The following is a 15137-nucleotide window of genomic DNA, read 5'->3' on the forward strand; positions in this document are numbered from 1 at the left end:
ATAATCGAAAAATAATTATCTGAGAATATCAACTCTCACCCTTTCACAGTTATTCCATATTTCCTGCACATCTTCTCGTTATGTCCTCTCTATGATGTCTTTTAAAGCCATGGTCTGCTATCTCGGCAGCTGTGGATTAAAGATACTTAGGAGGCGACCACATGCAAAAAACATTATTGACTAAGTTATCCATCATTATAGGACTGTGTATCGTTTTTTCGATTGGTCTCACCATGATTGGCGATATCATATATGAGAGGCAATACTACGCAGAGTCAGTGATAAAAGAAATCAGCGAGCAGCATGTCAATCCACAAGAAATCATTAACCCATTTATCGCCATCCCTACGACAATCACACCTGCATGTCAGTCAGATGCAACAGATACATCAAATATAAAGGGCAAATGCGAACCTTCATACTCGAAAACTGAGACGATATTTGCCACTCAGACGCAAGCTGCACAAACCCTAAAAGTAAACACAGACATTTATAAACGCGGTATCTATAGCGCGACTAGCTATGATGGTCAGCTGACATTCGATCAGAGTTATACGTTTGTAGAGTCTTTAGAAAACTTAGATCAGATTGGAACTACAATTGACAATGATGCAGATAAGACACAACTAGCCAAAACCATTACCCACTGGAATAAAGCAAAACTTATCATTCCTGTATCTGATTTGCGCGGTGTCGCTACCCTGCCTACTGTCACAATTAATCAAAAAACGATTGCAGCAAACTATCCGCAGATACCAATGATAGAGAACTTAACCTATGTCGAAGTAGATATTCCTAAAGACGTATTGGAGCAATTAAAAAATCCTACTAGCCAACATAATAAAGATAGCTTGGCTACCACAGGCTCAATAAATAAAAATCTAGATAAATCAGAAGTAAATAGCCAGTTATCTAATCCTAAAGACAATCAAGCGCTCAATATTGTGATCGACTTGCCATTAGCTGGCATTAGTAATTTAACGACTGTCCCAACTGGGCAGAACTTTACTCTGTCTATGCACAGTGACTGGCAGACACCAAACTTCATCGGTAAAGCATTACCAAATACCAAGAGCATTACCGCTAAAGGATTCAATGCCAGTTGGCAAAATCAGTATCTAACCGTCGCCAACAATCAATACCTCTCTCAATGTCTCAGCGCACCTAACCAGCAATGTACTGTCATAAGTGAATCAACGCTCAATACCGATAGTCATTCGTACAATCCTGATTCGTTTGAGTCATCAAGAGGTTTGACGGCAGACAGTATGGCAGTAGCTGGCAGCAATCAAAGTATTCTGCTAAACAGCTTTGGCGTTAGTTTTGCGAGCCCTAACGATGTCTATCTACAAACTGAAAGAGCCATGAAGTACGCCTTGCTATTAATTTTGGTATCTTTTGGCACTTTCTTTTTATTTGAAGTGCTCAAATCAAGTCGTATCCACCCTATTCAGTATCTGCTCGTCGGCTGCGCACTATTTGTCTTTTATGTCTTATTACTACCACTTGCAGAACAAATCGCATTTTGGCAAGCCTATATGGTAGCGGCCAGTGCTTGTGTTGGGCTTATTGGCTGGTATAGCTATTATGTATTTGGCGGTTTAAAACGGGCAGTAATCTTTACCGCGACACTTGCTGGGCTATATGCTGCGTTTTTCGGTATTTTAAGTACAGAAGATCTCAATCTATTACTGGGTGCGATATTCTGCTTTGTGATACTTGCCTGCGTGATGGTGATGACTCGCAAACTTGACTGGTATAAAGTGACATAAATGATGAGAGCCATGCGCTGTATAAAGCAAGTCAGACAAACTGTCAGTAAATGAGAGGTTTTTATCTGATAATTTGAAAAAAATTGGCTGCCTTAGCTTATTAACTGAGCTAAGGCAGCCAAGTAGTAATATTATTTGACGATATGATTGTTTAACGCCTTAGCCCAGTTATTGCAATTATCCTCACAGCGTGGGCAACAATGATTGGGGTCAGAGATTTCATCGACGTAACCGCAATACATACAAGCATAATAAACCCCTGCTTCTACTTGCTCGACCGGTCGGTATTGCTTAGGGAAAAGCGGCATACCGTAATCTGTCTTTTCAGAGGTATGCAATAAAATACTAAAATTGCCATCAGTCTCGAGCAAACCAGTACGCACTTGACCTAAATGCTCAACCCCTTGTTGGCGCATTTCAGCAAAAAACTCATCATGTGACATTTCACCTTTTTTGATTTTATCAAGCACCAGCATGCCATCTTCTACAATATAAAGTGACTTGCCTTCTAACAGGTCTTCAAAAGGCTGAAATTTCATCATCGCCCAAGTACAAAGCCTATAGAGCGAAATGACGGTACCCATGATTAATACCGCTTGAATGATGGGCAGGTCTTCGGTGAACATGGGATCACCTGCGATAGAGCCTAACGATAAAATGATGGTTAACTCAAAAATAGAAAGCTGACGAACGCCGCGCTTACCAGTGAATCGCAAAAATGTGATAATTAATACAAACATTACAGTGACACGTATTAAAATTTCTACGGCAAACCACCAAGTTGTGTCATAAATAAAAATACTTGCCCAATTCATACTATCTTTCCTATTTATTTATCTAATTATTGTGTTTCATGAGTGTTGTTCTAATAGTTCATTTGACGCGAAGCACATCATCCCTATTTTTAGACCTTATCGTCAATACAACTATCGTTATTCTGATTTAAAAGAGACTTTTTGCCATAAGTACGACAAAATATCCTGTCTTGTGAAACGGCTATAGATTAGATTAATCAGTTATAAATCTATTATCTTTGCTAAGAATAAACGTTCGTTATAACAGCGTATCTTAAGACCTAAAACTAAAATCCTATGTTTGCCTGTTTTGTGCCATTTATTCATTGTAGGAATTACTTTTGAAAGCCACGATTTATACTATTATTGCGTTAATCGCCTTTGCTGCAAATTCTCTGTTTTGCCGAATGGCATTGGCGGAAGGCTACATCGATGCTTGGAGCTTTACCATCATCAGGCTAGTGAGTGCGACGGCCTGTCTAGGTATTATCATGGCTATACATGCTTACAGACTGCGACGCCAAACGTCTAATCATGACGAATCTACTGTCCACGCTATATTAAATGACAAAGGCAGTTGGTTAAGTAGTCTCAGCTTGGTGATTTATGCGCTGTGCTTTTCAATTGCGTATGTAGAGCTGGATACTGGCACTGGGGCATTGATTTTGTTTTCAGCGGTTCAGCTGACGATGATTGGCTGGGGTATCTATAAAAAAGAACAGCTCAGCGCGCTACAATGGTTAGCGTTTGTCGTTGCAGTGGCGGGGTTTGTATATCTGATGTTGCCATCCGCTGCCATACCGTCACCATTGGCTGCAGCGTTAATGGCTATGAGCGGCATAGCTTGGGGAGTATATAGTATACGCGGCAAATCATGTGTCTCACCGCTGCGAGCGACAGGGTTTAATTTTGTGCGTAGTTTAGTCGCTGTGCCTATACTACTACTGGTAGGTATGACGTATCTAGATGACTTAGGTTTGAAAAATATCAATTTGGATGGTATTACCATTGAAGGTGTACTACTCGCCTGTGCATCCGGAGCGATCGCCTCAGGGTTGGGCTATAGTATCTGGTATACAGCGATGCCACTATTGAAAAACACACAAGCCGCTATCGTTCAGCTATGTGTCCCTGTGATTGCTGCGTTGCTAGGTGTGATATTTTTATCTGAGCAGTTAACTATGCCCTTTATTATCGCAAGTACGGTCATTTTGGGCGCGGTCTTGGTGTTTACCTTAAATAAAAAAGTACCGGTATAAAATAATGCTATTAACAACCTATCATTAGCTAAACTGCTCAGAAAAAGTTCCAGCTTATGATTCTACCAGACAACATAAAACGCCCCGACTCTTATAAATCGAGGCGTTTTATATTCGAGTTATTATTTTAATATTGCTAGTCTACGGTCAACAGTCGTTGAACAACAGCATTTAAGCAACAGTAACTTCTAGACGAGTATCGACATTGCCGCGAGTAGCATTAGAATACGGGCACACCTGATGCGTAGCTTCGATCAACTGCTGCGCCTGCGCTTCATCAATACCTGATACTTCTACAGACAGCTCTATCTCTAGGTTGTAGCTACCGTCAGCTTTCATACCGATACCTACTTGCGCAGAGGTTTTTGAAGCGGTAACAGGCAATTTCATGTGCTGTGCTGTCATGCTCAAAGCGCTATCAAAACAAGCCGCGTAACCCATGGCAAAAAGCTGTTCTGGGTTCACGCCTTCTTTATCTTGCTCTTGAAAAGATACCAAGTCAAATCCTAACGACCCATCGTCTAATCCAGTATGGCCAGAACGTCCACCAGTAGCGGTTGCGCGTGTTTTATAAAATATTTTCATGAGTAATTATTCCTTGTTTCATATTATTAGAGGTCGTACTTACGCTGTTGCGATGAAATTATTATAGATTCCTCTGCACTTATACGTTAGAACAAACCTCTATAACTCTTGCCTAATCCTACAAATATTTATACTATCAGGCAATCCTATAAAATAAGCACTCGTGATGAATCAAACGACTATTGCCCAACTTCTTACCGTACTACCTAGAAATAAAACCATTGAATCTGCCGTTTCAGGTTTGTTCTTTTACTGCGCGGACAAACCAAGCAAAGCCGTAAGCTATATTCAAGAGCCAAGTATTTGTATTGTATTGCAGGGAGAACGCGAGATTTATTTGGGTGCTGACTGTCAAAGGTTTGACAATAGTAACTTGATGTTCTGTCCAGTTAATATACCGCTAAGTATGCATATTAAACATGCTTCGATAAAAAACCCTGTCATTGTTTTATCAATGAAATTAGATTTAGCCATGATTAGAGATGTATTAGCGCAGCTACCGACCACACAACCAATGGCAGGCAGCCATTTAGGGATAAAGTGGCACCTAGATGACACCATAATGGACGCGTTTGAGCGATTGATACGCTTGCTTAATTATCCAAACGATATTGATTTTCTGTCTTCTCTAATTCAACAAGAAATATACTATCGCCTACTCTTGGCTGAGCAAGGCAACAAACTTAAACAATTGGTCGTTATCGGTAGCCATACACGCCGCATTGCCCAAGCGACTGACTGGATAAAGGCACATCTAGATGAACCTATCATGGTTGAGAGCTTGGCTAGTAGATGCGGCATGAGTGTCTCAGGGTTTCATCAGCACTTTAAAGAAATAACCCAGCTGAGTCCACTACAGTATCAGAAAAACTTACGTTTAATGGAAGCTAGGCGCTTAATTAAGATGCATGGTACGCAAATATCACAAATAGCGATGCAAGTAGGCTACGAAAGCCCTAGCCAGTTTAGCCGAGAATATAAGCGATTTTTTGGTCTAAGCCCAAGTAACGAGTTGTAGTTATAATTTTATTTTTTAATAAAAAAAATTTTTTGCTTAGGCTATTTACTATTATATTTACGAAAGCATTCCTTAAAAAATATCATTTTTAAGTTGAATAATTTGCGGAGTATTTTAAATAAATAGAAAAATTGGTTGACGTGACTATATATTCGTATTATAACATATTATTTATATTTAAAATAATGAATGTATAGGAGCAGCTTTACTCTGCGTACGATCGATGTAAAGCAATCAATAGAAAGCTTAGGGAGGAGATAACATGATTCGTTTAAGCTACACTCTCAAATGCTGGGCACTTGGCATTACTTTTTTTACAGTGTTCTACTTTATGGTAGTCATGAGTGACCCTGGATTTAGTAAGTACATTTATATGTTAGCTTTTAGCACCTTGCTATTCCCTATTGCTAAGCGTGCAGTCGATGTCATGACCGATTTTTTCGCACCAGATATTGAATTGTTCAATGGATTGCTACCATCACTTTTAATCAATATTGTGATTTGGATGCTTACTCCATTTATCGTCGCATTAACCGTGATTGCCTATGTACTTTATAGCATGGGTGTACTGACAGAAAAGATTAGCCATTAGATATTATACAAATAGAAAGGCTAGATTAGTGCTTGCTAACTTAAACTTTCTATTTGTGCATTAAAGTTCTAAACAAATACCTGATAAGATCTTTTATATCACGTCTCAATCCGCTCACTATATGTAATATGGATTTTTAAATGCTTACTTACTAACTTCATTTCCTCATATATTTCCCGTGTATGAGACTTTCTCTGTAATGTGTCTGAAGAATTTTTTATAACGAGATAAGAAATCAAATTCAAACTACGGCAACCTTCAATAAGATTTGATTCGCTTGGCATTCTCAATATTTTTGCAAAAACACTATAAAGTAAAATAGCTTGTTTCTTTGCCAAAATCATTGAAGATAATCTTATAACTTCATTTTGTACATCCTTATTGACATTATCATTTATAAAGCCCGATTGTTCTCGAAGAAATAGAGATGAAACTTCTCCAAGTGTTTCTTTTAACCCTACTATGGGTTCTAAAATCAACTTTAAAATAAACTGACCTATGACAAAAATTGTGACACCTGCAATTATAGTTAGAAACATTTTATAAACCTCACAATTAAAGAGAATTATATACAACCTTCTAACTCACCTTATCCCACATCTTGCTTAGACGCTTGGGCGATACTGCCATACGAGTTTTCATAGGCTGGGCAAACAGTTGAATACGGTATTCCTCCACCATCCAGCGATACTCACTGATGGCTTCTTTGTCCGCACGTCCTGCTAGCCGTTCCATATGCAAGTCAAGAGCATAAACACCATCGAGGTCGGCGTCGAGATTGTGCTCCAGACGCTCTAGTCGAATCTGTAGCGCTTCAAGATAGCGTGGGTACTGTTGCCAGTGGCTGTAATCCATCCGATAAACAAAATCAGCCAAATGTAAATCTTCTAACTGATCTTCGATATCATCGATAGACTCACCAAATATTTCACGATCTAACATCAGCAACCCTTGGCGAATACGTTGCCAACGAGTATAGACATTCTTAAGCGTTTTGATAACGCTTTGACCAGTTAATAAGAAATTACTCACTACCACTTCGAGAGTCTGAGTATACTCCTCAGAGGTAAACGGTAGCTCCTCGCTCAATCCGACTGCAATATCATCGGCGCTTTCTGGTAAATTTTCAGAATGATCAAATAAGATATAGTGCTCTTCGAGAGCCGCGTCTAACGCAGCATCTATAACGATCGTTTTGAGTTTATCCATATCGCCAAGTGGTGCAAATGCCAGTTTAAATATACTATCGATTTGGCTCGTTAGCTGCTTTTTCTTTGCACCAAGTTTGCCTTTGATTAAAGTCAGCACCCCGATACGATGTGCTTGAAGTGCTGCATTGACATCAGTGTATTGATGAATCGATACAGCTTCTCCCGCTTCATCAGCGACAAGCGCTGCAAACTGTTTCATCACCACACCTGCACTATGATGGTTTTTGCTAAAAGCAAAATGCTCAGGGAACTCAGTATGCACGCCTTGCTGCTCATTTACCGCTTGACTGGTTTCAGATGCATGACGAATCTGTAGGGTTTGTAGATCACGGCCTTTTTCGATGATACGGTTTTTCTCATCGACCACGCAGATTTGTGGCTGCAAATAACGATCAATCGTAGATGGATTGAAGTTCTCTGGCGTCACCGACATGATACCGCGACGATGTAATGCCTGACACAGCTGCTTCAGTAACCCTTGTCCACCCTTTGGTTGCAACTCATCAAACAAACTGTCTGCAGTATTGGGTATCGGTACGATTTGACGACGTATCTCTTTTGGTAGCGACTTGAGCAGCTGCAACACCAATTCATAGCGCCAACCGGGCACACCCCACAGTAGCTCAATCGCGTCGAGCTGCGGTAATGCGGCAAGCGGTACACGTATGGTCACACCATCATCATCGCTGGCCGGATCAAAGATATAGCGGAGCGGCAGTTTTAAATCGCCCAGCTTCCACACTTCTGGAAAGTCCCCTGTGGTCGGCGCTTGGCTATTAAGCACATCTTCATCGGTGAAGAATAGATGCTTGGCATCATGCTTTTCGACTTCTGCACGCCAATCCTCAAACGCTTTGCGACTGGCAACGTGCTCAGGGATTTTCTTATCATAGAACTGATAGAGAGTCTCTTCATCCACCAATAAATCACGGCGACGCAGCTTGTCCTCGATACGCTCAACATGAGCAATCTTATCCATGTTATGTTGCAAAAATGGTGCATTGCGACCAAAGTTACCCGTCACCAAGCCATCACGAATAAATATCTCTCGTGACTCGACCAGATTGACTTGCTCATAGTTGGTCAGCTGCTTACTAATAATAATCAGTCCAAACAGACTAATCTGTGCGTAGGCTTTGACGCGTCCTGTTTTCTTGGACCAATGTGGTTCGAAGTAATGATATTTCAGCAAATCACCTGCCGCTGAGATAATCCATTCTGGTTCGATTTTGGCAACAGTACGCATAAAGACTTGTGAAGTCTCCACCATTTCAAACGCCATTACCCAAGGTGGTATTTGTTTAAACACCGTACTGGCTGGAAATATCTTGGCCTTTTGCTGACGCGCAGCCAAATACTCACCGCGGCTTTCAGTCTTATGCGCGATGATAGACAATAAACCCGTCAATAACGCTCTATGCAGATTGGCATATTTGACCGCTTTTAGCTCTTCGTCTTCGATCGCTGTTGGATCATTAACAGCCATATTTTTATCAAAAGCTTTTGACTCATTGACATTAGTTAACTTCAGTTCAGTGACCATCTGCACCAATTGACGGTGTGTCTGATGCCATTCACGTACACGCGGGAAGCTCAGATAGTTTTTCTTAGCAAACTGCTTACGCTGATTGCCAGACAGTTTATTGCCGTCTTCATCTTTTTCAAACAGCGCCTTCCACAGACTTAAATAAAACAAAAAGTCAGAGTCGTCTTGACGGAAGACCGCATGCTTCTGATCCGCTTGCGTACGTTTATTGGCAGGACGCTCGCGTGGATCCTGTACAGCAAGCGCTGCCACAACGATTAGCATTTCACGAATACAATCAAAGTCGGAACCAGCCACCAGCATACGTGCCAGCCTTGGATCGATTGGCATACGCGCCATTTTCTGACCAGTTGCTGTCAAGCGCAGGTGATCAAGCCCTTTTCTCGCTTTTGGCTTGTTGGTTTTGTCCTGAGCAGCGGTATCTTTCTTGGAAGTAATAGCGCCCAACTCATTTAGCAATTTATGACCATCAGTGACCAATCGGCTATCAGGCGGCTCAATGAACTCAAAGTCATCCACACTACCTAGACGTAGATTGGCCATTTGCAGGATTACTGATGCTAAGTTAGTACGTAAAATCTCAGGCTCAGTAAATTCAGGACGACCACTAAAATCTTCTTCGCTATAAAGACGAATACAAATACCTGGAGCAACACGGCCACAGCGACCTTTACGCTGATTGGCCGCTGCTTGCGAAATTGCTTCAATCGGTAAACGCTGTACGCGCGAGCGATACGAGTAACGCGAAATCCGCGCAAAACCCAAGTCAATCACATAGCGAATACCTGGTACGGTCAATGCAGTCTCAGCAACGTTGGTCGCGATAACAATACGTCGACCTCGACCCGATGGTTGAAAGATACGCTGCTGCTCTTCATAAGTCTGCCGTGCAAACAATGGCAGTACTTCTGTATGGCGAGGGCCATGACGCTCAAGCACTTCCTGCGTCTCACGAATCTCAGCTTCAGTTGCAGCAAATATCAAAATATCAGCCTGATCGGCGTGACCTTTACTCTGCGCGTCGCTAAAGCACTCTTCGACCGCAGCAACCACAGCGCGCGGCAGGTTCTCTTCAAAATCATCGTAACTGTCATCTTCTGAGCTATTCACTGGCTCATCTGTCAACGGACGATAACGGACTTCTACTGGAAAACTACGCCCTTCTACATTAAAAATAGGCGCAGGAACTTGCCGTTTGAGCTTATTGTCATAACGGCTGAAGTATTCACTAAAGCGCTTAGTATCGAGGGTAGCTGACGTAATAATGACTTTTAAATCTGGGCGCTTGGGCAGCATCTTTTTGAGATAACCCATAATAAAATCGATATTTAAGCTACGCTCATGCGCCTCATCGATAATAATCGTATCGTACTTACTCAAAAACCGATCATGACCCAACTCAGCGAGCAGAATACCGTCCGTCATGAGCTTTACAATAGATTGCGCTGTCCCTTGCTCATTAAAGCGAATCTTAAAACTGACCGTATTACCTAATGGCTCACCCAGCTCTTCTGCGATACGGTTTGCCACACTACGAGCAGCCAATCGTCTCGGCTGTGTATGCCCTATCTGCCCTGTAATACCGCGCCCTGCTAGCATTGCAAGCTTAGGCAACTGCGTCGTTTTACCAGAACCCGTCTCACCAGCAACGATAATAACTTGATTATCGATAATCGCTTGTACTAAGTCTTCTGCGCGTTGGCTAACAGGCAGATCCAGATTTAGCTTGGCAGGTAAATCACTTGGAATACTATTGATACGTGCCTGCACAGCTTCTTGAGAACGCATTTTTATTTTCTCGTACTGAGCACGTTTTTTAGCGAGTACATCATCTAGCTTCTTTTCTTGCTCAGAATCATGATTAGATTTTTTATTCTTAGGCACAGCAGCACGTGCCAGCTCACGTTCAAGACGGCTTAAGTAATAGCTATCCTTGGCAAGTACTGGTAGATCCGCCAGTGGTACTGCTGGCTTCTTAGTATCTTGAGTTTCATTTACAGTAGATGTATCTGAATCGCTGTTTTCAGGAATATTGGGCTTAGAAGTATTGGGCATATTTGCTTAGGCTATTTATTATGTAGAATTGGTTAGATTATGGGGGTAATTGGGGTATGATTCAAGTTAGTCGAGTCCTGATTGCTCTCGTAAGCTGTCCATTAGGTTTATTTAATCAAGCGTGTATTGAGTTACTTTTATGAAATTTAGATAAATCTATTATAGCGCCAATTTCTTTAAATTCTTGATGCTTAGATAGCCGACGTACTCTTTGTCTTCTTTAGCATTCAGCTCATCTGTATCACTAATAGGCTCAATCGAAAGCTGAACATTGGAGATAAGATCATTTACGTTATATATGTCATCTATATCTACTGCAAACTTATCATCAATATGAGAAGCTGCATTGAAAGGTGACGTTTTATCTTTAAAAGTAGATTGCTTATAAAAATCACTTTTTTTTGCTTGTTTGATCGCGTCAGCTTGGTTAGGTGCAACGATGAGTAGCTTATAATGGAATTCTTCAAAACTGTCCTGCTGATAGCCACCTAGATTGATAAAGAATAACTTTAAGTCAGCAGCAGCCTTTAATTGCTGACTTGGTTCAATTAACTTAATGGCATAACTACCCACTTTGGCAATCGCTCGATACGAATCAATATGCCATTTATTTTTTACCTCAGGCCAATGTTCATTGATATCTCCTATCAAGTCACTCACTTGACTGGCTGCACCAAAGAAAATATCGTGTTGCTCAATCAGACGGCCTTTAGGACGGCCGCCCAATTGAACCATATATAGTGTTAGCATTTTACGTAATCTCTATTAAATAAAAACCCATAGTTAATCTAAAGGTAATGCTGTCATTGCTAGGATAGAACGTTTTTAAGTACTGTCATACTGGAATCACTCTACCCGTCTTCAATGCAAATGCCCAATCTTCACGTCCGTTTCTTAGAGCCATATTTGCTGCTGCGTCATGGTCATAAGCGACCCTGACATGCTCAGTTTGCCAATGTTTACCTTGTTGAGTCTCAATACATTTGATAAGAGCATAATTAGCATGAGGCGAATAAGTTTGCATCTTATGAATAATAGGCAAATCGTCTTCGTAAGCTGGATAGCCAACGCTACCACTATTCACAATAGTTTGTCCTGACGACAGTACTACTGTACGCGGGATGTGTGTATGACCACATAAGATAACATCATTATCAATACCATCAAGTAACGCCAATATAGTCGCATCATTACGCACTATTGGTTGACCCGTTTCGATATCCTCTAGTAAATATATCATGTCATCGGTCGGCGAACCATGGCAGAGGTATACATCCTCACTGACATGAAAATAAAATGGCAAAGACCGCATCCATTCAATCGCTTTTTTAGAGAGATCTTTGATAATAAAACCCATGGTTGGATTATTAGCAATTTCTGCCATAGTAGCTTCATAAATCTGCCTATCCTGATTACCTCTAATGGTAATAATATCATCTCGATTTGCCATTAATAGCTCATAGGTAGCATGAGGCGCTATTGGTCCGTATAAAATATCACCAAGATTGACAATCTGATCAACATCTCGATATCTTATATCGGCAAGCACAGCTTCAAGGGCGTAGACATTACTATGAATATCTGAAATCGCAGCGATGGTTGTTATCTGTTTCTTTTCTAAGTTATCCATTTTCTGACTCACTAATCAAAAACTGCTTTACAACGTCAACGGTTGCTAACGGATCTTCTTCGTGCGGTACATGACCTAAGTCATCAAATACCTTAAGCTGACTATTACGTATATCTCTATGAAATAACGCGGCGTTTTCTACAGGAATAAGATCATCTTTTGCACCCCATAAGATCAAAGTTGGTATATCCAGCTGCTTTATTTGAGCTTGATCACTGTCATCATCAGTCTCATTTAGGCGACAACTTAATGCTTGACGATTACCTTGGCGCAAGGTCAATTCATAGTATCTGTTAATCAACTCCTCATCGACTTTGCTGTCATCGGCATACACGCTTAAAACGCTTTTTTCGACGACACTTCTGGGTAGGATACGATTTAAAATTGGTGACATCATTGGATATTTAGCAAGTTTAAAACCAATAGGAATATGTTTGGGCGTTGCTGGATAACCAACTGAATCTACCAATATCAATCGATTGACACGCTCAGGATACAAAGCTGCAGTACGCCACGCTACCTTGCCTCCCAATGAATTACCGGCTAGCGTGACACGGTCCAGCTTCAAATGATTAAGTACTTCAATGACAAACGCCGCATAATTTTCGCTGCTATATTGTGTACTCTCGTCCACATAAGGACCTGTCAAACCAAACCCTGGCAAATCCATGCTCACGACACAGTATTGATCAGACAGCGCCTTGGTCCAGCCCTCCCATGTATGCAAACTTGCCGATGTACCATGCAATAAAACGATTGTTTCGGGTCGGTTTTTTTCGGCTGCATCGCCACGGTGTGTATGACAATTAGCTGACTGCACTACATGCGCCTGCATACCTTGTATGTCTATAAATTCGCTGTTGGGTAGTTGCCATTGTTTTAACTCAGCGATGGTACGATCAGGTGCCCAATATTTTGCTATAAATGCCATTAACACGGCAATTGCGCCTAGTAATATCAGAACAGTTGCTTTTAATAAGTACTGTGTCATGTGATCAAATCCATTTAATAAGATGACGTTAATAATAAACATTCTATACCGTTAGCTTATATGATAAGCCATAAAAAACCCCAACGTTCAATTTGTCTTGAACATCGGGGTTTCACTTATACTAAGCAGATATGACTAGGATTGTAATGACTACTTGATTATATCAAGAAAAAGTACGCCCATAGCCCGATAACGATAGTAGCAATGATATTTAATATGATACCTGTACGAATCATTTCTGTTTGCTTGATCAAACCTGTACCAAACACAATAGCATTTGGCGGTGTGGCAACTGGCAACATAAAAGCACACGATGCACCAATACCGATGACCAATACGAGCACCTCATGTGGCAAACCCATCTGCTCTGCAATAGCGGCAAATACAGGCACTAACAATGCTGCCGAGGCAGTATTGGAAGCAAATTCTGTCAAGAAAATAATAAATGCTGAGACTGCCATCATCACAATGATAAGTGGTGCAGAAGACAGCGCAGTTGCTACGGTTTCCCCTAGTACCAAAGACGCCCCAGATACTTTCAAAATTGTCGATAGCGCAATACCACCACCAAACAACATGAGCACACCCCAATCCGTATTGTCTGATACTTGCTTCCAAGATACCAATCCTAAGCTTACTACCGCTGCTGCTGCTGATAGTGCAACGATAGCATCAGTGTCCGTAATATCTAAAGCTGCACCAATCTTTTTGGAAAATATCCAGCTCAATGCCGTAACGATAAAGACGATGATAGTGACGATACGTGGCTTGTTCCAAGCAATCGGTGCATCATCAACTAGGACAATGGTACGATTTAGGTTCGGCTTTAGGAACACATACATCGCACCCAACAATAATGGTAACAGTACCAACATCATCGGAATACCAAACTTCATCCAGTCTACAAAGGCAATATCGAGCGCCTTTGCGGCAATAGCATTGGGCGGCGAACCAACAATCGTACCTAGACCACCAAGGCTGGCTGAATAAGCAATACCTAATAGTACAAAGACAAAAGTACCGCGATCTTCTTTACTATCAACTTGCGTTAAAATACCGAGTGCCAATGGGAGCATCATTGCCGTTGTCGCTGTATTCGATATCCACATGGACAAGAATGCCGTCACACCAAATATCAAAAATACTGCTGTACTGAGCTTGCCGCCCGACAACGATAGAATTTTTAGCGCAATCTTTCTATCAAGCTTTTGTACATGTAACGCGGCCGCCAAGGCAAAACCACCAAAGAAGAGATAAATAATGGGACTAGCAAAGCTTTGCAGACCGACTTCAGCATTAAAATCAGGAATGCCAATTAATGTCCCAACCACAACCACCAAGATCGCAGTGATTGTGACGTGTATCGCCTCAGTGAGCCATAGCACGCCGATAAAAAACAGCATTGCTAGCCCTTTGTTAGCACTGACCTCAAATGGCAATACACTATAAATAATAAAACTAATGATTGCCGCAATGGCGACCACGATCAATCCTTTTCCCGTTCCCTTTGGGAATGTATCCGTAAATAAATACTCGTTACCATCATCAGGAATATGGCTATCCAGCTTTTTCTCTGACATAAATTATCCTTATCGCATCCAAAGTGAGTATGAAGTCAAAATTATTGCAACACACACTTATTATAAGACATCATGATATTCATATAGCGAACATTACGCGCGAA

The 15137-nt window shown here is 41.2% G+C and carries 12 protein-coding genes; 4 read left to right on the plus strand and 8 right to left on the minus strand.

Annotated features, from left to right (window positions below; translation table 11 throughout):
* Window positions 1-161 precede the first annotated feature (161 nt).
* Entirely contained in the window at window positions 162-1772 is a 1611-nt protein-coding gene (gene creD / locus CXF60_RS09285) for a cell envelope integrity protein CreD (protein WP_102091709.1), read from the plus strand.
* Between the two features lie 131 nt (window positions 1773-1903).
* Here the strand turns inward: creD and CXF60_RS09290 are convergent, their stop codons facing one another.
* Entirely contained in the window at window positions 1904-2587 is a 684-nt protein-coding gene (locus CXF60_RS09290) for a DUF421 domain-containing protein (RefSeq protein ID WP_102091710.1), read from the minus strand.
* Between the two features lie 320 nt (window positions 2588-2907).
* Between CXF60_RS09290 and CXF60_RS09295 the strand changes: the two genes are divergently transcribed.
* Window positions 2908-3825 carry a DMT family transporter gene (locus CXF60_RS09295; RefSeq protein ID WP_102091711.1) on the plus strand — a complete coding sequence of 306 codons (918 nt, stop codon included), beginning with the start codon at window positions 2908-2910 and terminating at the stop codon, window positions 3823-3825.
* A gap of 171 nt (window positions 3826-3996) precedes the next feature.
* Here CXF60_RS09295 and CXF60_RS09300 read toward each other — a convergent pair whose 3' ends face one another.
* A complete protein-coding gene (locus tag CXF60_RS09300) occupies window positions 3997-4410 on the minus strand; it encodes an organic hydroperoxide resistance protein (RefSeq protein ID WP_101204365.1) in 414 nt (137 codons plus the stop codon).
* 166 nt (window positions 4411-4576) lie between these two features.
* Between CXF60_RS09300 and CXF60_RS09305 the strand changes: the two genes are divergently transcribed.
* Window positions 4577-5428 carry an AraC family transcriptional regulator gene (locus CXF60_RS09305; RefSeq protein WP_102091712.1) on the plus strand — a complete coding sequence of 284 codons (852 nt, stop codon included), beginning with the start codon at window positions 4577-4579 and terminating at the stop codon, window positions 5426-5428.
* Between the two features lie 262 nt (window positions 5429-5690).
* Entirely contained in the window at window positions 5691-6020 is a 330-nt protein-coding gene (locus tag CXF60_RS09310; RefSeq protein ID WP_102091713.1) for a hypothetical protein, read from the plus strand.
* Window positions 6021-6118: 98 nt separating this feature from the next.
* Here the strand turns inward: CXF60_RS09310 and CXF60_RS09315 are convergent, their stop codons facing one another.
* The 6 genes from CXF60_RS09315 to CXF60_RS09340 all read right to left on the minus strand — a co-directional run bounded on the left by CXF60_RS09315 (window position 6119) and on the right by CXF60_RS09340 (window position 15033).
* Window positions 6119-6559, minus strand: coding sequence for a hypothetical protein (locus tag CXF60_RS09315; protein WP_057760321.1), 441 nt, complete (start codon window positions 6557-6559; stop codon window positions 6119-6121).
* Window positions 6560-6599: 40 nt separating this feature from the next.
* The gene (gene hrpA, locus CXF60_RS09320; protein ID WP_228707094.1) at window positions 6600-10832 is read right to left on the minus strand and encodes an ATP-dependent RNA helicase HrpA; all 4233 of its coding nucleotides are present in this window, start codon (window positions 10830-10832) and stop codon (window positions 6600-6602) included.
* A gap of 159 nt (window positions 10833-10991) precedes the next feature.
* Window positions 10992-11582, minus strand: a complete 591-nt coding sequence (locus tag CXF60_RS09325; protein ID WP_102091714.1) for a DUF1543 domain-containing protein — start codon at window positions 11580-11582, stop codon at window positions 10992-10994.
* An 85-nt stretch (window positions 11583-11667) separates the two neighbouring features.
* Window positions 11668-12462: a metallophosphoesterase family protein gene (locus CXF60_RS09330; RefSeq protein WP_102091715.1), complete on the minus strand. Its 795-nt coding sequence runs from the start codon at window positions 12460-12462 to the stop codon at window positions 11668-11670.
* On the minus strand, window positions 12455-13453 hold the full coding sequence (locus tag CXF60_RS09335) for an alpha/beta fold hydrolase (protein ID WP_102091737.1): 999 nt from the start codon (window positions 13451-13453) through the stop codon (window positions 12455-12457). Before CXF60_RS09335 ends, CXF60_RS09330 begins: the two co-directional genes overlap by 8 nt.
* A gap of 158 nt (window positions 13454-13611) precedes the next feature.
* A complete protein-coding gene (locus CXF60_RS09340; protein WP_102091716.1) occupies window positions 13612-15033 on the minus strand; it encodes an SLC13 family permease in 1422 nt (473 codons plus the stop codon).
* Window positions 15034-15137: the final 104 nt, after the last annotated feature.

It is taken from the genome of Psychrobacter sp. 4Bb, assembly GCF_002836735.1.
Classification (GTDB): Bacteria; Pseudomonadota; Gammaproteobacteria; order Pseudomonadales; family Moraxellaceae; genus Psychrobacter.